General features: G+C 74.8%; 18 protein-coding genes and 1 pseudogene. 4 read left to right on the forward strand and 15 right to left on the reverse strand.

Annotated features, from left to right (window positions below; genetic code table 11):
* The first annotated feature begins 218 nt into the window (after positions 1–218).
* A complete protein-coding gene (locus Sdagh_RS19015) occupies positions 219–872 on the forward strand; it encodes a bifunctional DNA primase/polymerase (protein WP_190076631.1) in 654 nt (217 codons plus the stop codon).
* 175 nt (positions 873–1,047) lie between these two features.
* On the opposite strand, the gene Sdagh_RS19020 is transcribed toward Sdagh_RS19015, so the two are convergent.
* Positions 1,048–1,947, reverse strand: coding sequence for an alpha/beta fold hydrolase (locus Sdagh_RS19020; RefSeq protein ID WP_190076632.1), 900 nt, complete (start codon positions 1,945–1,947; stop codon positions 1,048–1,050).
* A 531-nt stretch (positions 1,948–2,478) separates the two neighbouring features.
* On the reverse strand, positions 2,479–3,171 hold the full coding sequence (locus tag Sdagh_RS19025) for an iron-dependent transcriptional repressor DtxR (RefSeq protein WP_189414511.1): 693 nt from the start codon (positions 3,169–3,171) through the stop codon (positions 2,479–2,481).
* Between the two features lie 312 nt (positions 3,172–3,483).
* On the opposite strand from Sdagh_RS19025, the gene Sdagh_RS19030 reads away from it, so the two are divergent.
* Positions 3,484–4,239, forward strand: coding sequence for an SIS domain-containing protein (locus Sdagh_RS19030; RefSeq protein ID WP_189414510.1), 756 nt, complete (start codon positions 3,484–3,486; stop codon positions 4,237–4,239).
* A 21-nt stretch (positions 4,240–4,260) separates the two neighbouring features.
* Here the strand turns inward: Sdagh_RS19030 and Sdagh_RS19035 are convergent, their stop codons facing one another.
* Together Sdagh_RS19035 and Sdagh_RS19040 are read right to left on the reverse strand one after the other, a co-directional pair.
* Positions 4,261–5,664, reverse strand: coding sequence for a PAS domain-containing protein (locus tag Sdagh_RS19035; RefSeq protein ID WP_370594897.1), 1,404 nt, complete (start codon positions 5,662–5,664; stop codon positions 4,261–4,263).
* 441 nt (positions 5,665–6,105) lie between these two features.
* A complete protein-coding gene (locus tag Sdagh_RS19040) occupies positions 6,106–7,200 on the reverse strand; it encodes a citrate synthase 2 (RefSeq protein ID WP_189414508.1) in 1,095 nt (364 codons plus the stop codon).
* Between the two features lie 163 nt (positions 7,201–7,363).
* Between Sdagh_RS19040 and pdxH the strand changes: the two genes are divergently transcribed.
* On the forward strand, positions 7,364–8,050 hold the full coding sequence (gene pdxH / locus Sdagh_RS19045) for a pyridoxamine 5'-phosphate oxidase (protein WP_190008964.1): 687 nt from the start codon (positions 7,364–7,366) through the stop codon (positions 8,048–8,050).
* Here the strand turns inward: pdxH and Sdagh_RS19050 are convergent.
* From Sdagh_RS19050 to Sdagh_RS19090, 9 genes are all read right to left on the reverse strand, one after another.
* Positions 8,040–8,669 (reverse strand): TetR/AcrR family transcriptional regulator, encoded by a 630-nt coding sequence (locus Sdagh_RS19050; RefSeq protein WP_189414506.1) that lies wholly within the window; start codon positions 8,667–8,669, stop codon positions 8,040–8,042. The genes pdxH and Sdagh_RS19050 overlap by 11 nt on opposite strands.
* The gene (locus Sdagh_RS19055; RefSeq protein WP_190076633.1) at positions 8,657–9,391 is read right to left on the reverse strand and encodes an enoyl-CoA hydratase family protein; all 735 of its coding nucleotides are present in this window, start codon (positions 9,389–9,391) and stop codon (positions 8,657–8,659) included. Before Sdagh_RS19055 ends, Sdagh_RS19050 begins: the two co-directional genes overlap by 13 nt.
* The gene (locus tag Sdagh_RS19060) at positions 9,388–10,959 is read right to left on the reverse strand and encodes a 4-coumarate--CoA ligase family protein (protein ID WP_190076634.1); all 1,572 of its coding nucleotides are present in this window, start codon (positions 10,957–10,959) and stop codon (positions 9,388–9,390) included. The genes Sdagh_RS19055 and Sdagh_RS19060 overlap by 4 nt, the downstream gene beginning before the upstream one ends.
* 15 nt (positions 10,960–10,974) lie before the next feature.
* Positions 10,975–12,105, reverse strand: a complete 1,131-nt coding sequence (locus Sdagh_RS19065) for an acyl-CoA dehydrogenase family protein (protein WP_189414503.1) — start codon at positions 12,103–12,105, stop codon at positions 10,975–10,977.
* Positions 12,102–14,027, reverse strand: a complete 1,926-nt coding sequence (locus Sdagh_RS19070; protein ID WP_190076635.1) for an acetyl/propionyl/methylcrotonyl-CoA carboxylase subunit alpha — start codon at positions 14,025–14,027, stop codon at positions 12,102–12,104. Before Sdagh_RS19070 ends, Sdagh_RS19065 begins: the two co-directional genes overlap by 4 nt.
* A 10-nt stretch (positions 14,028–14,037) precedes the next feature.
* On the reverse strand, positions 14,038–15,636 hold the full coding sequence (locus Sdagh_RS19075) for an acyl-CoA carboxylase subunit beta (protein ID WP_190076636.1): 1,599 nt from the start codon (positions 15,634–15,636) through the stop codon (positions 14,038–14,040).
* Positions 15,633–17,303, reverse strand: coding sequence for an acyclic terpene utilization AtuA family protein (locus tag Sdagh_RS19080; protein WP_190008956.1), 1,671 nt, complete (start codon positions 17,301–17,303; stop codon positions 15,633–15,635). Before Sdagh_RS19080 ends, Sdagh_RS19075 begins: the two co-directional genes overlap by 4 nt.
* Positions 17,300–18,097 (reverse strand): TIGR03084 family metal-binding protein, encoded by a 798-nt coding sequence (locus tag Sdagh_RS19085; protein ID WP_190008954.1) that lies wholly within the window; start codon positions 18,095–18,097, stop codon positions 17,300–17,302. Before Sdagh_RS19085 ends, Sdagh_RS19080 begins: the two co-directional genes overlap by 4 nt.
* A 193-nt stretch (positions 18,098–18,290) precedes the next feature.
* Positions 18,291–18,782 carry a TetR/AcrR family transcriptional regulator gene (locus Sdagh_RS19090; protein ID WP_229879733.1) on the reverse strand — a complete coding sequence of 164 codons (492 nt, stop codon included), beginning with the start codon at positions 18,780–18,782 and terminating at the stop codon, positions 18,291–18,293.
* Positions 18,783–18,922: 140 nt separating this feature from the next.
* On the opposite strand from Sdagh_RS19090, the pseudogene Sdagh_RS36495 reads away from it, so the two are divergent.
* Positions 18,923–19,027, forward strand: a pseudogene (locus Sdagh_RS36495) (nitroreductase family protein); the annotation flags it as partial.
* Here Sdagh_RS36495 and Sdagh_RS19100 read toward each other — a convergent pair.
* On the reverse strand, positions 19,015–19,197 hold the full coding sequence (locus Sdagh_RS19100; protein ID WP_226535436.1) for a hypothetical protein: 183 nt from the start codon (positions 19,195–19,197) through the stop codon (positions 19,015–19,017). The pseudogene Sdagh_RS36495 and the gene Sdagh_RS19100 sit on opposite strands and share 13 nt — an antisense overlap.
* Positions 19,181–20,125 carry an EamA family transporter gene (locus Sdagh_RS19105; protein WP_189414498.1) on the reverse strand — a complete coding sequence of 315 codons (945 nt, stop codon included), beginning with the start codon at positions 20,123–20,125 and terminating at the stop codon, positions 19,181–19,183. The genes Sdagh_RS19100 and Sdagh_RS19105 overlap by 17 nt, the downstream gene beginning before the upstream one ends.
* Positions 20,126–20,293 lie beyond the last annotated feature (168 nt).

Below are 20,293 nucleotides of genomic sequence, written 5' to 3' on the forward strand. Positions count from 1 at the left end.
GATCAATGCCCCACTGGCATGCGGACAATGCGAGGCTTGCGAGGTTTGCCGGATAACGGCACGCTCGCCGTGTCCCCCTGCCTGGTTACCCGGCTCCCGCCGCGGTTCCTCTCGCGCGCCCCCGGACATGCACCCATGCGCCCGGCCCCGGGACCGGTGCTCCCCTCCCGCGCGCGCACCGGCCGTAACCCGGGGTGGGCACGGGAGTTGAGTTCCACGTGGAAGAGACGATCCCGGGCACCGAGACCGCACAGATTCCCCGGCAGCGCGGCGCGTCGCTGCTGGAGACCGCCGTTCGCTACGCCGAGGAGCGGCACTGGGACGTGGTCCCCGGCACCTGGCTGGAAGCGGTCGGCGGGGAGCAGCGCTGCTCCTGCGAGGACCCCGCGTGCGCCCTCCCCGGCGCGCACCCGGCGCGTGCCGACTGGGCGAGCCAGGCGACGGGCAGCGCGACGGTGGCCCGCCGGATGTGGCAGAAGCAGCCGAGGGCCGCGATCCTGCTGCCCACGGGGCGTACGTTCGACGCGCTCGACGTGCCGGAGACGGCCGGGTGCCTGGCGCTGGCCCGGATGGAGCGGACGGGGCTGACGCTGGGGCCGGTGACGTCCGCGCCGGACCGGCGGATGCGGTTCTTCGTCCTGCCGGGGGCCGCGGCGAAGGTGCCGGAGCTGGTGCGGCGGCTGGGGTGGTCGCCGGTGTCGCTGGACCTGGCGGTGCTGGGGGAAGGGGAGTGGGTGGCGGCGCCGCCCACGCGGTACGGGGTGCGGGGGGCGGTGCAGTGGGCCCGCCGGCCGACGCCGGCCAACCGGTGGCTGCCGGACGTGGAGGAGTTGATCCCGGCGGTGGCCTATGCGTGCGGGAGGACTCGGTAGCGTCTGCGCCCACGTGTCTACGAGGTTCTGCCGGGGGGCGGGTGCGGATCGCCGGTGACGGGTCGCGCCCACGCGGCGGAGCCGCCTATCGACACAGCCCCGCGCCCCTGAGGCAGCGGACCCCTCCGGGGCGCTGCCGCGCGACCCGGAGGCGCTCCTTCCGGACGGGGCGTCGTCAGGCTTCGGGGAGACCGTCGAGGAAGGGCTCGACCACCGCGCGCCAGACCTCCGGCTGGTCGTAGTGGACCAGGTGGCCGGCGTCGGGGACCTCCGCGTACCGGCCCCGCGGCAGGACCCGGACCATCTCCTGGGCCTCGGCGCGGCCCAGCTCGCCGTCCAGGCCGCGGACGACCAGGGTGGGGCAGCGCACCTGGGCCAGCTCGTCCCAGTGGGCGTCCCGCACCCAGGTGGCGCGGGCGCCGAGCATCTGCTCCGGGTCGAAGACCGGGCGCCAGCCGTCCGCGGCCTCCGCCATCACCTCGGCGTAGAAGGCGCCGCGGGCCGGGTTCGGCCGCTCCACCCAGGGGTCGTCCTCGCCGAACCACTTGCGGACGTCGGCGAGCGTGGCGAACGGCACCGGCCAGGACCGGAACCACTCGGCCCAGTCCTGCTGGGAGGCGCCGCCGAGCGCGGACGCCCGCATGTCGCAGACGACCAGGCCGCGGACCAGCTCGGGGTGGCGCGCGGCGAACTGCCAGGCGGTCAGCGCGCCCATGCCGTGGCCGATGAGGACGGCCGGGGCGAGGCCGAGCCGGTCCAGCGCGGCCCCGACGTCCTCGATGTACGCCTCGCGGGTGTGGGCGTCCTCCGGCGGCTTCTCGCTGCGGCCGTGACCGCGCTGGTCGAGGGCGACGGCGCGGTGCCGGCCGGAGAGCCAGCGCGCGGTGGCCGCCCAGTGCGAGGCGCGGCCCATCAGGCCGTGCAGCAGCAGGACCCCCGGCCGCCCCGCCCCGTCCGGGTCCCCCGGTCCACCGGGCCCGGCGGACCCCTGGTCCCCGGTCTTGGGAGGGTCGCCGAACTCCCAGGCCGCGAGGCGTACGCCGCCCGCCCCGGTCACGTCGATACGCCGCGCCATGGTCCTGGCACCCCCAAGATCCGCTCGGACCTGATCTGGACCTGAACTGCCTGCCGTGCTGGTGGTACTCCCTGTCACCGCAGAGTAGCGAAGATTATCGAATACTCATTCGAAAAAACCGTCCTGCCGGGGAATACCCCTCGTTCGAGTGACACCCGCCGGGGATTGGCCGCCGCCGTCGAGGGGAGATCTTCAGCAGGAGGCGGGCCGCTCGGGGAAAACGGTCCGAGGGGATGACCCTGAGAGCTCGGGGCTCCGGGTCAGCACAGGGGAGGGCAGGCCCCGGCGCCGCACGGCGCCGGGGCCCTCTGTCGTCCGCGCGGCACTGCCTCCCCCTCTCCGGAAGGGGCCGGACGGCCACCGCGTCCGCCTCCCCCGCTCCACCCCCGACGCGGCACCGGGCCGTCGTCATATGCCTCACGCGGGACAGCCTCGCACGCGAACCGGGCGGACGCTGCCCTTCGGGCGGATGGAATCAGGCAGGCGACGGGACGGAAACGGCGGCGCAACACCGCCAGGGGCCGGCCGGGGTCAGCGCTTGGCGACGAACACGTGGGAGGCGACGTCCGCCTCCAGCTCGGCCGCCTCTCCCCCGCTGCCCACCAGCACCCCGCCCGCGGACTCCGTCACGCTCACCACCGAGCCGGGCTGCACGCCCGCCCGGCGCAGCGTGTACATCAGCTGCGCGTCCGTCTGGATCGGCTCGCCGATGCGGCGCACGATGACCGACTTGCCCTCGGCGCCCGGGTCCAGCTCGGAGAGCGCGACCAGGCCGGTGTCGAGGAACGGGTCGGCGGTGTCGGTCTCGCCCAGCTCCTCCAGGCCGGGGATGGGGTTGCCGTACGGCGACTCGGTGGGGTGGCGCAGCAGCTCCAGGACGCGGCGCTCCACCGCCTCGCTCATCACGTGCTCCCAGCGGCACGCCTCGGCGTGCACCTGCTCCCACTCCAGACCGATCACGTCGACGAGGAGGCACTCCGCGAGCCGGTGCTTGCGCATCACGCGCGTGGCCAGCCGACGGCCCTCGTCGGTCAGCTCCAGGTGCCGGTCGCTGGCGACGGACACCAGGCCGTCGCGCTCCATCCGCGCCACCGTCTGGCTGACCGTCGGACCGCTCTGGTCGAGCCGCTCCGCGATCCGGGCGCGCATGGGGACCACACCTTCCTCCTCCAGCTCGAGGATGGTGCGGAGATACATCTCCGTGGTGTCGATCAGTCCGGACATACATGCCCCTTGATGAGATCTTCCCGGAGGCTCGACGGCGCTCCGGCGCGTGCGCTGGCCCTGCCGTCAATTCTGACGCATACCGCCGACAACCGTGCCGCGCCGAGGAGAAGGGCCGGGTGGGGTGTCCGAGGGTACCGCCTGGTCCCTCGCCGCCGGACCCGCCGCCGTGTTGACACCGCGCTGGTCCGGACCGCACCGTGAGGCGCGGCACAGCGCGCGGGCGCGCCACCCCGCGCACGACCCAGCGACACCTCAGCGACAACTCAGCGACAACTCAGCGACAACTCAGCGACAGCGAAGGGGCTCCGCATGAGCGACCGCAAGCCGGCCGGCCAGTTCCTCGACGCGGCGATCGACCTGCTGCACCGCGTCCGCGACGAGGAGGAGGCGGCCGTCGAGGCGGCCGGCACGCTGCTCGCGGACACCGTCGAGGAGGGCGGCCGGCTGTTCGCGTTCGGCGCGGGCCACTCCTCGCTCGCCGCGCAGGACGTCGTCTACCGGGCGGGCGGCCTCGCCCTGATGAACCTGCTCACCGTGCCCGGTGTGGTCGGCGTCGACGTGATGCCCGCCACCCTCGGCTCCGCCCTGGAGCGCGTGGACGGCCTGGCCACCGCCGTGCTGGACTCCTCGCCGCTGCGCGCGGGCGACGCCCTGGTGATCGTCTCCCTGTCGGGGCGCAACGCGCTGCCCGTGGAGATGGCCCTGACCGCCCGCGCCCGCGGGGTCCGGGTGATCGGCGTGACCTCGGTCGCCTACGCCACCGGGACCCGGTCGCGGCACGGCTCGGGCACGTTCCTGAAGGACCACTGCGACCTCGTACTGGACTCGAAGATCGCGGTCGGGGACGCGGAACTCACCCTGGACACCGTGCCCGCGCCCTTCGCCCCCGCCTCCACGGTCGTCACCGCCGCCCTCCTCCAGGCCGTGCTGGCCACGACCGCCGCGGTCCTCGCCGACCGGGGCACCGAACCGCCGCTGCTGCGCTCCGGCAACGTGGACGGCGGCCACGAGTGGAACCGCCGGGTCCTGGAGCAGTACGGCGACCGGATCTTCTACCGCCGCTGAGCGGCGTCCGCGCCCCGGCCCTCACTCCCCCGCCGCGTCGGCCAGGTCCAGGGCCGCCGCTATCCGCAGGGCGACGTCCTCCGCGTGCGCCGCGTCCGCCCGCTCGAACGCGCTCCGGCCGGCGCCCCGCAGGAACGTGACGACGCCGAGGGTGCGCCCCCGGCTGCGCAGGGCCGCGCAGAGCCCGTGCACCGTGTCGTCCGGCCACTGCCGGGCCCGCGCCCAGGCCCGCGCCCGGTCGGCCGCCATGGTCCCGGCGCTCGCCCGCACCGACCCGGCCCGCTCCACGCACTGCACCGCCGGATGCCCCTGGTCGTAGCGGACCGGCAGCCCGGCCACGCCGGAGCGCAGGCTCGGCCCCGGCGCGCCGGAGGGCGTGGCCGCCAGCCGGACCAGCCGCACGGGGGCGGCGTCCTCGGTGCCGTCCGGGTCGCCGACCGGGCCGCCCGCCACCCGGTCGATCAGCGCGTGGTCGGCGAACCCGGCCAGCGCGAAGTCGAGCTGGACGGTGGCCGCCTCCGCCGGGTCCTCGCACTCGGCGGCCGCCCGCGCCGCCCGGTGCAGCTGCTGGGAGCGGAACCTCAGCTGCGACGCCTCCTGCTCGGCCTGCCGGGCCTCGGTGACGTCGAGGAAGAGCCAGCCGACGCCCAGCGGCACCGGCTCCTCCGCCAGCGGGGAGGCCAGCCGCAGGAACCCGCTGCTCCAGCAGCGGCGCCGCTCGCCGTCGGGGGTGCGCACGCTCACCCAGATGTCGGCGGGGGCGCGCGGGGCGCCCTCCGCGAGAACGTGGGTCAGCGCGCTCTCCAGCTCCTCCACGCCCTGGGAGAGCAGGTCGCCCAGGGGCCGGCCCAGGACGGAGGTGCGCCCGGTGCCCAGCGCCCGCGCGGCGTGCGCGTTGACGACGGCCGGCCGGAGATCGGCGTCGACCAGCACCACGCCCCAGCTGGCCTCCTCGAACAGGGACTCGCTCAGGGCGATCGAGCGCTCCAGGTCGATCTGGGTGTGCACCTCGCTGAACGCGCAGTACAGCCCGGCCGGCTCGCCGTCCGGGCCGCGCACGGCCGCGGACTGGGTACGGACCAGCACCCGGCCGCCGTCCTTGGTCAGCAGCGCGAACTCGTGCACCTGCCGGCCCGGCGCGCGCATCGCCGCCAGCAGCCGGCCCTCGATCTCCTCGGCGTCCGCGCTGCGCACCGCCCAGCCGGCGAACCCCTTGCGGCCCACCGCCTCGGCGGCCGTCCAGCCGAGGATGCGCTCGGCCTCCCGGTTCCAGTGGGTGACGACCCCGTCCGCGTCGAACGCGCACAGGGCCGCGTCCATCCCGTCCAGCAGGGCGGCGAGCAGGTCCGCGCCCTCCCGGTCGGGCTGCTCCGGCCCGTCGGCGCCCCGTTCGTCGGTCGCCCCACTGCGCCGCGAAGCACTCACCTGAACCCCCTGCAGGCTGCGTCCGCCGTACGGCTCGTCGGTTCCCCTGTTCCCCTTCATTCAACTCGAACGTGACTGACGGCACACCTGGTTCCCGCAATATTCGCGGGAATCGTTGTACGGCGGACACCGATTCCCGGCGCCCCGGAAAAAAAGAGTTGAGCGCCCGCCGGCCGCTTCCTAAGGTGTGGTGCACACGAGAAGGGAGGTGGTTCGGCAGATGTATGGAAACCGGACGCGTGAGGTGGCTGCGGGCTAGCGGCCCGTCACCACACCGAGTGCGGTGCCGGACCAGCGCGTGACAGAGGCGCGCAGCCGGCCCAATCCCGAGCAGTCACCCGACCCGCGAGTCGCCGGTACGTCCGGCCGGCTCCTCCCCGGAGGAACCAGACTCGCGGGTCGTCTGCGTGTGCGGGTCCCGTGGCCCACGGACCCACGGGCCTACAGGGACGCGTAGCCCTCGATCTCGCGGGGGTCGCGGGAGCCGGGGCCCGTGTAGCGGGCGGAGGGGCGGACCAGGCGGCCGGTGCGCTTCTGCTCCAGGATGTGCGCGGACCAGCCGGCCGTGCGGGCGCAGGTGAACATCGACGTGAACATGTGCGCCGGGACCTCGGCGAAGTCCAGGACGATGGCCGCCCAGAACTCGACGTTGGTGGCGAGCACCCGGTCCGGCCGGCGGGCGTGGAGTTCCGCGAGGGCCGCCTTCTCCAGGGCCTCGGCGACCTCGAAACGGGGGGCGCCCAGTTCACGGGCGGTGCGGCGCAGGACGCGGGCGCGGGGGTCCTCGGCGCGGTAGACGCGGTGGCCGAAGCCCATCAGGCGTTCACCCCGGTCCAGGGCCCGCTTGACGTACGCCTCGGCGTCGCCGGTGCGCTCGATCTCCTCGATCATGCCGAGGACGCGGGAGGGGGCGCCGCCGTGCAGCGGGCCGGACATGGCGCCGACGGCCCCGGAGAGGGCGGCGGCGACGTCGGCGCCGGTGGAGGCGATGACGCGGGCGGTGAAGGTGGAGGCGTTCATGCCGTGCTCGGCGGCGGAGGTCCAGTAGGCGTCGACGGCCTTGACGTGCTTGGGGTCGGGCTCGCCGCGCCAGCGGATCATGAAGCGTTCGACGACCGTCTCCGCCTTGTCGATCTCGCGCTGCGGGACCATCGGCAGCCCCTGGCCGCGGGCCGACTGGGCGACGTAGGACAGGGCCATGACGGCGGCGCGGGCGAGGTCGGCGCGGGCCTGTCCGGCGTCGATGTCGAGGAGGGGTTTCAGGCCCCAGACCGGCGCCAGCATGGCGAGGGCCGACTGGACGTCGACGCGGATGTCACCGGAGTGGACCGGGATGGGGAACGGCTCGGCGGGCGGCAGCCCGGGGTTGAAGGCACCGTCGACGAGCAGCCCCCAGACGTTGCCGAAGGAGACGTGCCCGACCAGGTCCTCGATGTCGACGCCGCGGTAGCGGAGCGCGCCGCCCTCCTTGTCGGGTTCGGCGATCTCCGTCTCGAACGCGACGACTCCCTCTAGCCCGGGTACGAAGTCGGACATCAGGCGGCTCCTCGTGATCGTGATGGTGGTCATGGTCTTGGCGCCCCGGTGCCCCTCCCGGTGCTGCCCGTACGCGGCACGATATCCCTGAGTGCCACCCGCGGGGAGGGGCTGCGGCACTGGGTGCCACGGCGTGACGAAGGACACCGTACGGAGGTGCGGGATGCGGCAGGATGGCCGCGTGACCGACGCAGACGCCGTCCCCTTCGATCTCGCCTCGATGCGCAAGCAGTACCGGGCGGAGGGGCTCTCCGAGTCCGAGCTGGCCGCCACCCCCGTCGAGCAGTTCGCCCGCTGGTTCCAGCAGGCGGCGACGGACGGCGGCCTCTTCGAGCCGAACGCCATGGTGGTCTCGACCGCCGACGCCGAGGGCCGGCCCAGCTCCCGTACCGTGCTGCTGAAGCACTTCGACGGGCGGGGCTTCGTCTTCTACACCAACTACGGCTCCCGCAAGGCCCGCGACCTCGCCGCCAATCCCCATGTGGCGCTGCTGTTCCCCTGGCATCCGATGGCCCGCCAGGTGATCGTCACGGGGACGGCGGCCCGCACCGGGCGGGACGAGACGGCCGCGTACTTCCGTACCCGGCCGCACGGCTCGCAGCTCGGGGCGTGGGCCAGTACCCAGTCCTCGGTGGTGGGCTCCCGCGCGGACCTCGACACCGCCTACGCCGAACTGGCGGCCCGCCATCCCGAGGGCGAGCAGGTGCCGGTGCCGCCGCACTGGGGCGGTTTCCGGGTGGTGCCGGAGTCGGTGGAGTTCTGGCAGGGCCGGGAGAACCGGCTGCACGACCGGCTGCGGTACACGGCGGACGGCGCCGGCGGCTGGCGGGTGGAGCGGCTCAGTCCCTGACGGGGTCCGCGGGGTCGCCGAGCGCCGCGTCCAGCAGCGCCCCCCACTGGGCGACGACCCGCTCCCGGCGGGGGGTGTCGTCGGTGAGCAGGTTGGCCAGGCCCAGGCCGCGGGCCATGTCGAGCAGGCCCTGCACGGTCTCGCGGACGCCGGGGCGGGACTCGTCGGCGGCGAGGAGGGCGACGGCGATGCGGTGGGTCTCGCGGCCGACCCGGGCCTCCAGTTCGGTGACCCGGCCGCGCAGTTGCTCCTCGTCGGAGGCGGCGACCCACAGGTGCAGGGCGGCCCGGAAGAGGGGGCCGGTGTAGAGGTCGACGAGGGCGGCGACCACGGCACGCCGGTCGCCGGCGCCCTCGGGGAAGAGGGCGCGCAGGGCGAGGGAGCGTTCCTCGGCGACGTACTCGACGGCTGCGGTGAACAGGTCCTCGCGGGTGGGGAAGTGGTGCTGGGCGGCGCCCCGGGAGACCCCGGCGCGCAGGGCGACCACGGAGACGGTGGAGCCCGCCCAGCCGTGTTCGGCGAGGCAGGCCACGGCGGCGGCCAGCAGCCGCTGCCGGGTGGCCCGGCTGCGGTCCTGCTTGGGGGCGCGGTCGGCGCCGGTCGCGGTCACAGCACCCATGCGGGATCCCGTCGTTCGAGGAAGGCCGTCATCCCCTCACCGGCGTCGGCGGAGGCGAACAGCCGTGCCGACAGCGCGGTCAGCGCGTCGGCGTCCCGGTCGAAGGTTTCCAGCACGATAGCCGTGAGCAGCCGTTTCGTCTCCGCCAGGGCCTGCGGGGAGGCCCGGCGCAGCCCGTCGAGGACCGGTGCGAGGACGGCGTCCACGTCGTCGCCCGCCGCGGTCAGCAGGCCGATGCGGGCGGCCTCGGCGGCGTCGAAGCGTTCGCCGGTGAGGCAGTAGCGGGCGGCGGCCCGGGGGTCGAGGCGGGGCAGCAGCGGCATCGTGATCACCGCGGGCGCCACCCCGATCCGCACCTCGGTGAAGGCGAAGGAGGCGCCCGGGCCGCCCACCGCGATGTCACAGGCGCCGGCGAGGCCGAGGCCGCCGGCCCGGACATGGCCGGTGATCCGGGCCACGACCGGCTTGGGCAGCTCCACGACCTGCCGCAGCAGCGCGGTGAACGCGGCCGGGTCCGGTGGCTGCCTCAGGTCCGCGCCGGCGCTGAAGGTGGTGCCGGTGTGGGTGAGGACGACGGCGCGTACGGCGGGGTCCGCGCCGCAGTCCGCCAGGGCGGCGGCGAGGTCGCGGACCAGGGCGGCGGAGAGGGCGTTGCGGTTGCCCGGGGAGTCCAGGGCGAGGGTGGTGACGCCCCGGTCGTGGGCGGTGGTGACGGCGCTCATGCGCGCTCCCGCAGTTCCCGGCGGAGGATCTTGCCGGAGGCGGCCCGGGGGACGCCGTCGATGAAGGTGACCCGGCGGACGCGCTTGTGGGGGGTGACGCGCTCGGCGACGTACCTCATGACCTCGCTCCCGGTCAGGCCGGGCGCGTCCGGGCCGCGGACGACGTGGGCGTGCGGGACCTCATCGCCGTCGTCGTCGTACGTGCCGGTGACGGCCGCGTCGGCGATGCCCGGGTGGGTGAGGAGGAGGGCCTCCAGTTCGGCGGGGGCGACCTGGAAGCCCTTGTACTTGATCAGCTCCTTGACCCGGTCGACGACGAACAGCCAGCCGTGCCGGTCGACATGACCGACGTCCCCGGTGTGCAGCCACCCTTCGGCGTCGATCATCGCGGCGGTGGCGTCGGGGCGGCCCAGGTAGCCCTTCATCACCTGGGGGCCGCGGATGAGGATCTCGCCCGGGGCGCCGGGGCCGAGGTCGGTGCCGGGGTCGTCCAGGGAGACGATGCGCATCTCGGTGCCGGCGATGAGCTTGCCGACCGTGCCGGGCGGGGCGTCGGCCATCGCGTCGCGGGGGACGACGTGGGTGCCCGGCGAGAGTTCGGTCATGCCGTACGCCTGTCCCACGGGCGGCAGGCCGAGCCGGCGGGAGCAGGCGGCGGCCAGGCCCGCGTCCAGTGGGGCGGCGGCGCTGATCACACGCTGGAGGGAGGAGAGGTCGTAGTCGGCGACCAGGGGGTGCTTGGCGAGGGCGAGGACGATCGGCGGGGCGACGTAGAGGTCGGTGACGCGGTGGGTCTGAACGGCGGCGAGGAACTGTTCGAGGTCGAAGCGGGGCAGGACGACGACCGTGGCGCCGAGGCGGAGCGGGGCGTTCATGAGGGCGGTCAGACCGTAGATGTGGAAGAAGGGCAGGACCGCCAGGACGCGGTCGCCGGGGCCGGCCGGTACGGCGGGGTGGAGCTGGGCCAGGTTGGTGGCGATCTGGCGGTGGGTGAGCATCACGCCCTTGGGGGTGCCGGTGGTGCCCGAGGAGTACGGGAGGGCGGCGACGTCCTCGGCCGGGTCGATCGGGACGGCCGGCTCGGGGGCGGTGCAGGCGAGCAGGTCGGCGAGGGAGCGGTGGCCGGGCGCGCTGTCGCAGACGAAGATCTCCCGTACGTGGCCGCCCGCCCGCCCGGCCGCCCGGCGGGCGGTGTCGAGGAACGGGGAGACGGTGACGATCCAGCGGGCCGAGCAGTCCGCGAGCTGCTTGGCGAACTCCTCCTCCGTGGCCAGCGGGTGCGCGGTGGTGACCGAGGCGCCGGCGCGGGTGGCGGCGTAGAAGGCGATCGGGAAGGCGACGGTGTTGGGGCTGTGCAGGGCGACGACGTCGCCCTTGCGGACACCGGCCTCGGCGAACGCGGCGGCGACCCGGCGGTGGAAGCGGTCGACCTGCGTGTAGCTGAGGGTGGTGCCGTCGGTGCCGTCGATCAGGGCCGGGGTGTCGCCGAACTCGGCGGCCCGGGCGAGGACGGCCTCGTGGATGGGGAGGTCGACCGGTGGGACGTCTGCGTACTCGCTGCGGAACACGGTTCCTCCAGGGCGTCAGTACGACTTGGGAAGGCCGAGGGTCTGGTGGGAGACGTAGTTGAGGATCATCTCCCGGCTGACCGGGGCGATCCGGGACACCCGGGCGGCGGTGATCAGGGAGGCCAGGCCGAACTCGCGGGTCAGGCCGTTGCCGCCGAGGGTGTGCACGGCCTGGTCGACGGCCCTGACACAGGCCTCGCCGGCCGCGTACTTGGCCATGTTGGCGGCCTCCCCTGCGCCGGCGTCGTCCCCGGCGTCGTACAGGCGGGCCGCCTCGCGCATCATCAGGCGGGCCAGTTCGAGGTCGATGTGGGCCTGCGCGAGGGGGTGGGCGATGGCCTGGTGGGCGCCGATGGGCGTCTTCCAGACGGTGCGTTCGCGGGCGTACTCGACGGCGCGGGCGAGGGCGTAGCGGCCCATGCCGATGCCGAAGGCGGCGGTCATGACGCGTTCGGGGTTGAGGCCGGCGAAGAGCTGGAGGAGGCCGGCGTCCTCGTCGCCGACCAGGGCCCCGGCGGGAAGGCGTACGTCGTCGAGGGTCAGCTCGAACTGCTTCTCCTCGGCGTGCAGTTCCATGTCGATCCGGCGGCGCTCGAAGCCGGGGGCGTCCCTGGGGACGATGAAGAGGCAGGGCTTGAGCCTGCCGGTTCGGGCGTCCTCGGTGCGACCGACGACGAGGGTGGCGTCGGCTATGTCGACGCCGCTGATGAAGACCTTGCGGCCGGTGAGGAGCCAGTCGGTGCCGTCGCGGCGGGCGGTGGTGGTGATGCGGTGGCTGTTGGAACCGGCGTCGGGTTCGGTGATGCCGAAGGCCATGGTGCGGGTGCCGTCGGCGAGGCCGGGCAGCCAGCGGCGTTTCTGTTCCTCCGTGCCGAAGCGGGCGATCACCGTGCCGCAGATCGCCGGGGAGACGACCAGCATGAGCAGGGGGCAGCCGGCCGCGCCGAGTTCTTCGAGGACGATGGAGAGTTCTGTTATTCCGCGGCCGCCGCCTCCGTACTGTTCGGGGAGGTTGACGCCCAGGTAGCCGAGTTTGCCGGCTTCGCGCCAGAGCGCCTCGCGGTCGTGGTCGCGGCCGTGTCGGTTGCCCAGGGCCGCTACGGCCTGCCGGAGGGCGGTGTGTTCGGGGGTCTCCGTGGTGATCATGTGACGGCTCCTTCGTCGTGGCTTGGCGCGCGGTTCCTCGCGCCCCTGACGGCGCGCGGTTCCTCGCGCCCCTGACTACCTGTCACCACCGCCAGGAGAGAGCCCACCGTCACCTGCTGTCCCGTCACGGCGTGCAGCGAGGTCAGTGTGCCGGTGGCCGGGGCGGTGATCCGGTGTTCCATCTTCATGGCCTCCAGCCAGAGCAGGGGCTGGCCCGCCGTCACCCGGGCTCCCTCCGTCAGGCCCTCCGCCACGCGGACGACCGTGCCGGGCATGGGGGCCAGGAGGGAGCCGGGGGCGTGCTGGGGGACGGGGTCGGGGAAGCGGGGCAGGGCGGTGAGGCGGGTGGTGCCGACGTGGATCTCGTCGCCGTAGGACGCCACCTCGTAGCGGCGGCGGACGCCGTCCGTCTCCAGGACGACGAGGCCGGGGGCGGTGTGCACCACGTGGACGCCGTCGGCGCGCGGGCCGGTGCGGGTGTGGTGGTAGCGGACCTCGGTCTCCTCGCCGCCGGGCAGCGCGTACCGCTTGACCTGCGGGCCGGAGGGCACGTTGCGCCAGGCACCGCCGAAGCGGGAGCGGCCGGCCGCGTCGGCGAGGGCGGCGGCCAGCGGGGCGAGGGGGTCGGGGGCGGGGGTGGTGAGCGCGGGCAGGTGACGGTCGTAGAAGCCGGTGTCCACGCGGGCGGAGGTGAACTCCTCGTGGCGCAGGGAGCGCAGGAGGAGGTCGCGGTTGGTGACGGGCCCGTGGACGGCCGCGCGTTCCAGGGCGCCGGCGAGGCGGCGGACGGCCTCGGCGCGGGTCGGGGCGTGGGCGACGAGCTTGGCCAGCATCGGGTCGTAGTGGACGCCGATGTCGTCGCCGTCGGTGTACCCGGTGTCCAGACGGATGCCGTCCGGGACGGCGAGGCGGTGCAGGCGGCCGGTCTGCGGGGCCCAGCCGGCGGCCGGGTCCTCGGCGTACAGGCGGGCCTCGACGGCGTGCCCGTGCGGGTCGGGCGGGGTGGGGCCGAGGGGGTGGCCCTCGGCGACGCGGAGCTGGAGGGCGACCAGGTCGACGCCGAAGACGGCCTCCGTGACCGGGTGTTCGACCTGGAGGCGGGTGTTCATCTCCAGGAAGTGCGCCGTGCCGTCGGGGGCCACGAGGAACTCGACGGTGCCGGCGCCCGTGTAGTCGACGGCGCGCGCGGCGCGCACCGACCGCTCGTACAGCTCGCGGGTCAGGGTGTCGGTGAGGCCCGGCGCCGGGGCCTCCTCGATCACCTTCTGGTGGCGGCGCTGGAGGGAGCAGTCGCGGGTGCCGAGCGTCCACACCGTGCCGTGGGTGTCGGCGAGGAGCTGCACCTCGACGTGGCGGCCGTGCTCGACGTACGGCTCGACGAAGACCTCGCCGTCGCCGAAGGCGCTCGCGGCCTCCGCGCGGGCGGCGGCCAGTTCGGCGTCGAGGTCGGCGAGGCGGCGCACGATCCGCATGCCGCGTCCGCCGCCGCCGGCCGCCGCCTTCACCAGGACCGGCAGGTCGGCCTCGGTGACCTCGTGGAGGGGTTCGGCGCCCATGAGTTTCTTGGCGCGGGTCTTGGACGCCATCGCCTCGATCGCCTCCGGCGGCGGCCCGATCCAGGTCAGGCCGGCGTCGGTGACGGCGCGGGCGAAGGCGGCGTTCTCGGAGAGGAAGCCGTAACCGGGGTGGACGGCGTCGGCGCCGGCGGCGAGGGCGGCCTCCACGATCAGGTCGCCGCGCAGGTAGGTGTCGGTGGACGCCGAGCCGGGCAGCCGTACCGCCGCGTCGGCCAGGCGGGTGTGCAGGGCGGTGGCGTCGGCGTCGGAGTGGACGGCGACCGTGCGGATGCCCTGCGCGCGGCAGGTGCGGAAGATCCGGCAGGCGATCTCGCCCCGGTTGGCGACGAGGACGGTGCTGATCACGGTGATCCCCTCACATCCGGAAGACGCCGAAGCCGCCGCGCGCGCCCTCGTAGGGGGCGGTGTGCACGGCGGACAGGCAGAGGCCGAGGACGGTGCGGGTGTCGCGCGGGTCGATGACGCCGTCGTCGTACAGCCGCCCGGACAGGAACATCGGCAGGGACTCGGACTCGATCTGCTGCTCCACCATGGCGCGCAGCGCGGCGTCCGCCTCGTCGTCGTACGGCTGTCCCTTCGCCGTCGCCGACTGCCGGGCGACGATGGACAGCACCCCGGCGAGCTGCTGCGGGCCCATGACGGCGGACTTGGCGCTCGGCCAGGCGAAGAGGAAACGGGGGTCGTAGGCGCGGCCGCACATGCCGTAGTGGCCGGCGCCATAGGAGGCGCCGAGGAGGACGGAGAGGTGCGGGACGCGGGAGTTGGAGACCGCGTTGATCATCATCGCGCCGTGTTTGATGATGCCGCCCTGCTCGTACTCCTTGCCGACCATGTAGCCGGTGGTGTTGTGCAGGAAGAGCAGCGGGATGTCGCGCTGGTTGGCGAGCTGGATGAACTGGGCGGCCTTATGCGACTCCTCGGAGAAGAGGACGCCCCGGGCGTTGGCAAGGATGCCGAGGGGATAGCCGTGCAGGGTGGCCCAGCCGGTGGTGAGGCTGGTGCCGTACAGCGGCTTGAACTCGTCGAAGTCGGAGGCGTCGACGATCCGGGCGATGACCTCGCGCGGGTCGAAGGGCGTCCTCAGGTCCTCGGGGACGATGCCGAGCAGGTCCTCCGGGTCGTACTTCGGTGGCTCGGCCGGTCCCGGATCGGGGTGCGCCTTGCGGTGGTTGAGGCGGGCGACGACCCGGCGGGCCTGGCGCAGGGCGTCGGGCTCGTCCACGGCGAAGTGGTCGGCGAGGCCGGAGACCCGGGCGTGCATCCCGGCGCCGCCGAGGGACTCGTCGTCGCTCTCCTCGCCGGTGGCCATCTTCACCAGCGGCGGCCCGCCGAGGAACACCTTCGCCCGCTCCTTGACCATGATCACGTGGTCGGACATGCCGGGGACGTACGCGCCGCCGGCCGTGGAGTTGCCGAAGACGACGGCGACCGTGGGGATGCCGGCCGCCGACAGCCGGGTGAGGTCGCGGAAGATCGCGCCGCCCGGGATGAAGATCTCCTTCTGGGACGGCAGGTCGGCGCCGCCCGACTCGACCAGGCTGACGCAGGGGAGCCGGTTGGCGAGGGCGATGTCGTTGGCGCGCAGGGCCTTCTTCAGCGACCAGGGGTTGGACGCGCCGCCGCGCACGGTCGGGTCGTTGGCGGTGATCAGGCACTCCACGCCCTCGACCGTGCCGATGCCGGTGACGAGGGAGGCGCCGACGGCGTACTCGCTCCCCCAGGCGGCCAGCGGGGACAGTTCCAGGAAGGGCGTGTCCGGGTCGAGGAGCAGTTCGACGCGCTCACGGGCGAGGAGCTTGCCGCGCCCCCGGTGCCGTTCGACGTACTTCGCGCCGCCGCCCGCGAGGGCCTTGGCGTGCTCGGTGTCCAGCGCGGCGAGCCTGGCGAGCATCGCCTCGCGGTTCGCGCGGTGGCCGGGTTCGTCCGGGTCGAGGGCGGAGGACAGGACCGTCACAGGAGTACCTCCGGTATGTCCAGGTGGCGGGCGCGCAGCCATTCGCCGAGCGCCTTGGCCTGCGGGTCGAAACGGGCCTGCGCGGCGACGCCCTCGCCGAGGAGGCCCTCGACGGTGAAGTTCAGGGCGCGCAGGTTCGGCAGCACGTGCCGGGTGACGCGCAGCGGGCGGCTCTCGGGGATCAGCTCCCGGAACCGGTCGGCGGTCAGCGCGTGCGCCAGCCAGCGCCAGGCGTCCCCGGTGCGCGCCCACACGCCCACGTTGGCGTCGCCGCCCTTGTCGCCGCTGCGGGCCCCGGCGACGAGCCCGAGCGGCGCGCGCCGCACCGGCCCCGGCGGCAGCGGGTCGGGCAGGGGCGGTTCCGGTACGGCGGTGAGGGCGGCGGTGTCCGGGGGCGGCGGCACGGGGACGCGGCGGCCGTCGGGGAGGACCGCCGTATGGTCCACGACGTCGTGGGGGACGTACGCGGCCTCGAAGATCCCGTAGGGGGCGCCCTTGCCCGGGGGCGCGAGCAGGTGGAAGCCGGGGTAGCCGGCGAGGGCGAGCCCGACGGCGGCACCGGTCAGTTCGCGGCCGACCGCCCGCTGGTCGGCGTCCCGGACGACGAGCCGCAGCAGGGCGCTGGCCGTCTCCTCGGTGGGGGCGTCGGGCCGGTCGGTGCGGACCAGTTCCCAGCGGGCGTCGGCGACCTTGCCCACCGCCGGGGCCAGTTGCTCGCGGACCAGGGCGGCCTTGGCCTCGATGTCGAGGCCGGTGAGGACGAGGACGACCTCGTTGCGGAAGCCGCCGAGGCGGTTGAGGCCGACCTTGAGGGTGGGCGGCGGGGCCTCGCCGCGCACGCCGTCGATCCTGACCCGGTCGGGGCCGTCCTGGGTGAGGGTGACGGTGTCCAGCCGGGCGGTGACGTCCGGCCCGGCGTACCGGGCGCCGCCGGTCTCGTACAGGAGCTGGGCGGTGACCGTGCCGGTGTCGACGAAACCGCCGGTGCCGTCGTGCTTGGTGATGACGCAGGTGCCGTCGGCGTGGAGTTCGGCGAGCGGGAAGCCGGGGTGCCGTACGTCGCCGTCCCGGAAGAAGGCGTAGTTCCCGCCGGTGGCCTGCGCCCCGCACTCCAGCACGTGCCCGGCGACGACCGCGCCGGCGAGCCGGTCGTAGGCGTCCGGTGCCCAGCCGAAGTGGGCGGCTGCCGGCCCGGTGACCAGCGCGGCGTCCGTCACCCGCCCGGTGACCACGATGTCCGCGCCCGCCCGCAGGCACGCGGCGATCCCGGCCCCGCCGAGGTAGGCGTGGGCGGCGAGGGTGTCGGGGTACCGGGCCTTGAGGTCGTCACCCTCGACGTGCGCGACCCGGACCGGGACGCCGAGCCGGCCGGCCAGTTCGCGTACGGCGGCGGCGAGTCCGGCCGGGTTGAGCCCGCCGGCGTTGGTGACGATCCTGACGCCCCGCTCGTGGGCGAGGCCGAGGCACTCCTCCAGCTGCCGCAGGAAGGTACGGGCGTATCCGGCGCCGGGGTCCTTCAGCCGGTCCCGGCCCAGGATGAGCATGGTCAGTTCGGCGAGGTAGTCCCCGGTGAGGACGTCCAGCGGGCCGCCGGTCAGCATCTCGCGCAGGGCGTCGAAGCGGTCGCCGTAGAAGCCGGAGGCGTTGCCGATCCGCAGCGGGGTCACCGGGCGTCCTCCCCCTTCGGGCGGCGGCCCGGTCCGGGCGGTCCGGCGAAGGCCTGGGCGATGTCCAGCCAGCGGCCGGCGTCCGCCCCGTCCGCGCGCAGGGCGAGGTCGGCGCGGTGGGCGCGGCGGGTGACCAGCAGGCAGAAGTCGGCGCCGGGGCCGGTCACGCGCTGCGGCGCGTCCTCGGGTCCGAACGCCCACAGCTCGCCGTGCGGGCCGGTGAGTTCGACGCGGAACTCCTCGGCGGGCGGGGTGAGGCCGCGGGTGCGGAAGGCGTGGTCGCGGGTGCGGACGCCGAGCCGGGCGATGTGCCGGAGCCGGCCGGTGGGCTCGGGCCGCGCGCCGAGCGCGTCGGCGATGTCGAGGCCGTGGGCCCAGGTCTCCATCAGGCGGGCCGTCGCCATGGACGCGGCGGCCATGGGCGGCCCGTACCAGGGGAACCGCGTGCCGGGCGGGGCGGCCCGGAGCGCCGCGGCGAGCGCGGTACGGCCCCGGCGCCAGCGGTCGAGGAGGGCGGCGGGCGGCAGCACGGCGCCCTCCTCCGCGCCGTCGTCGACGAAGCCGGTGGGTGCGGCGAGGGCCTTCTCCACCAGGGCGCGGAAGCCGTCCGGGTCGGTCACGGCCACCAGGGCGCCGCGATCGGTCCAGGTCAGGTGCGCGATCTGGTGGGCGACGGTCCACCCCGGGGCGGGGGTGGGGAGCGCCCACTGCTCGGGCCGCAGCCGGCCGACCAGCGCGTCGAGCTCCTCGCTCTCCTCGCGCAGATCGTCGATCACGGGCGTCGGGTCGGACACGGGACACTCCCCTCGGGCGCGGCGGCGTACGGGGTGGTGCGGGGGTCGTGCGGGCAGCGCGACGGCCGGTCTCGCGCGGCGGCCGGCTCCACTGTGCGGGCGTGGGCGAGAGCATGGCAGCGACCCGGAAAACAATCAAGCGTGCTTGCATGAATTGGGCCGAGGGGCGCCCATCCCCCGGGCGCCTTCCAGGTCAGACCCGGCCGTCCCCCGGCAGGGCGTGGTCGAGGAGGATGTCCGCCGCCGCCCGCGCGTGCCGGCCGTAGTCCGGGTCGTCCAGCACCATGGCGCGGCCGGCCGCCCCGTCCGCGAGGGTGGCCAGTTGTTCGGCGAGGGCGAGGGGTTCGCGGCAGCCCAGCTCCGCCGGCAGGGCGGCGATCAGGTCCACCATGCGCAGCTTCTGCTCCCGGGCGTAGGAGTGCACCGCGCTCTCCGGGTCGGGGAACTCCGCGGCGGCGTCGATGAACGGGCATCCGCGCACCGGGGCCGCGTCCCGCGCCGGCTGCTCGAACAGCCGGCGGAGCCGCTCGCGCGCGGGGACGTCCTCCCGGGCCAGGACGCCCTCCAGCGTCGCCCCCGACCGGGCGAGGCCCTGGAGGTGGGCGATCACCAGCTCGTTCTTGGTGCGGAAGTGGGCGTACAGCGTCCGCTTGGAGACCGGCGCCTCCTCCGCGACCTGCTCCATGCCGGTCGCGTTGATGCCCCGGGCCACGAACAGCCGGGCGGCGGCGGCCAGGATGCGCGGCCCACGACGCGGAGAGCCTGGACTTCTACGGCGCCCCGCACGCGGCGTTCCTCCTCGTCCAGGGTGACGGCACGGCGCGGCTGGCCGCGGATGCCGGCGCCTATCTGCAGACCCTGCTCCTGGCCATGACCGCGTACGGCGTGGACAGCTGCCCGCAGGGGCTGCTGAGCTTCTACGCCGACACCGTCCGCGCCGAGCTGGGCGTCACCGGGGGCAAGCCGCTCGTCGGCGTCTCCTTCGGCCACGCCGACGAGACCGCGCCGGTGAACCGGGTGCGGACCGGGCGGGTCACGGTCGAGTCGACGACGACCTTCCACGGCCAGGGACCGCCGTCCGGGTCACGACGCCCGTGCACGCCGGCCCACCTGGGTCCGTACCGCCCCCATGCTCGCCGCGACGACGAGGGCGATGGCGGCGCACTGGGCGGGGGTCAGGGACTGGTGCAGGACGAGGAAGCCGGCGAGGGCGGCGATGGCCGGCTCCAGGCTCATCAGGACGGCGAAGGTGGCGGCGGGCAGGCGGCGCAGGGCGAGGAGTTCGAGGGTGTAGGGCAGGACGGAGGAGAGCAGGGCGACCGCGGCGCCGAGGCCGAGCGTCACCGGGTCGAGCAGTTTCGTCCCCGACTCGACGACGCCGAGGGGCAGGAAGAGCACCGCGCCCACGCCCATGGCCAGCGCCAGGCCGTCGGCCTGCGGGAAGCGGCGGCCGGTGCGGGCGCTGAAGACGATGTACGCCGCCCACATCCCGCCCGCCGCCAGCGCGAAGGCCGCGCCGGCCGGGTCGAGGCCGTCGAAGCCGCCGCCGCCGAGCAGGAAGACCCCGCCCAGGGCGAGCGCGGCCCAGACGAGGTTGACCGCGCGGCGCGAGGTGGCGACGGAGAGCGCGAGCGGGCCGAGGACCTCCAGGGTGACCGCGGCGCCGATCGGGATGCGGTCGAGGGCCTGGTAGAAGAGGCCGTTCATGCCCGCCATGGCGACACCGAAGGTGACCACCGTGCCCCAGTCGGCGCGCGAGTGGCCGCGCAGCCGGGGCCGGCAGACCAGCAGCAGCACCACGGCGGCGACGGCCAGCCGCAGCGTGACGATGCCGAGCGCGCCCGCCCGGGGCATCAGCGTCACCGCCAGCGCTCCGCCGAACTGCACCGACAGCCCGCCGGCGAGGACCAGGCCGACCGGTCCGAAGGCCCCCCGGCGGCCGGGGGTGCCGGCGGGGTGGGGCGCGCCGGCCGGGGCGGGGACGGCGGCCGGGGTCGAGGTGCCGGGGGCGGCGCTGGGGGTGCTCACGGGTACTCCGGGACGGTGACGGAATCCAGGCAGGGGCTGTGTTCATTTCACTGTACCGCTGGTCCATGGAAGTGGACTCGGTCAGCAGTGTCACCCCGCCATGCAACTGTCCTGGCCCGGGAGGCGGCTGTCAACGGACTTCCACGGTGCGGACCGGCCGCCCGCGCG

The organism is Streptomyces daghestanicus (genome assembly GCF_020521275.1).
Lineage (GTDB): Bacteria > Actinomycetota > Actinomycetes > Streptomycetales > Streptomycetaceae > Streptomyces > Streptomyces griseoviridis.

Coding starts and splice junctions, on each gene's coding strand:
- Sdagh_RS19030 (WP_189414510.1), top strand. CDS start 3,484: ATGAGCGACCGCAAGCCGGCCGGCCAGTTCCTCGACGCGGCGATCGAC.
- Sdagh_RS19090 (WP_229879733.1), bottom strand. CDS start 18,782: ATGGAGCAGGTCGCGGAGGAGGCGCCGGTCTCCAAGCGGACGCTGTAC.
- Sdagh_RS19065 (WP_189414503.1), bottom strand. CDS start 12,105: ATGATCACCACGGAGACCCCCGAACACACCGCCCTCCGGCAGGCCGTA.
- Sdagh_RS19025 (WP_189414511.1), bottom strand. CDS start 3,171: ATGTCCGGACTGATCGACACCACGGAGATGTATCTCCGCACCATCCTC.
- Sdagh_RS19020 (WP_190076632.1), bottom strand. CDS start 1,947: ATGGCGCGGCGTATCGACGTGACCGGGGCGGGCGGCGTACGCCTCGCG.
- Sdagh_RS19050 (WP_189414506.1), bottom strand. CDS start 8,669: ATGGGTGCTGTGACCGCGACCGGCGCCGACCGCGCCCCCAAGCAGGAC.
- Sdagh_RS19055 (WP_190076633.1), bottom strand. CDS start 9,391: ATGAGCGCCGTCACCACCGCCCACGACCGGGGCGTCACCACCCTCGCC.
- pdxH (WP_190008964.1), top strand. CDS start 7,364: ATGCGGCAGGATGGCCGCGTGACCGACGCAGACGCCGTCCCCTTCGAT.
- Sdagh_RS19040 (WP_189414508.1), bottom strand. CDS start 7,200: ATGTCCGACTTCGTACCCGGGCTAGAGGGAGTCGTCGCGTTCGAGACG.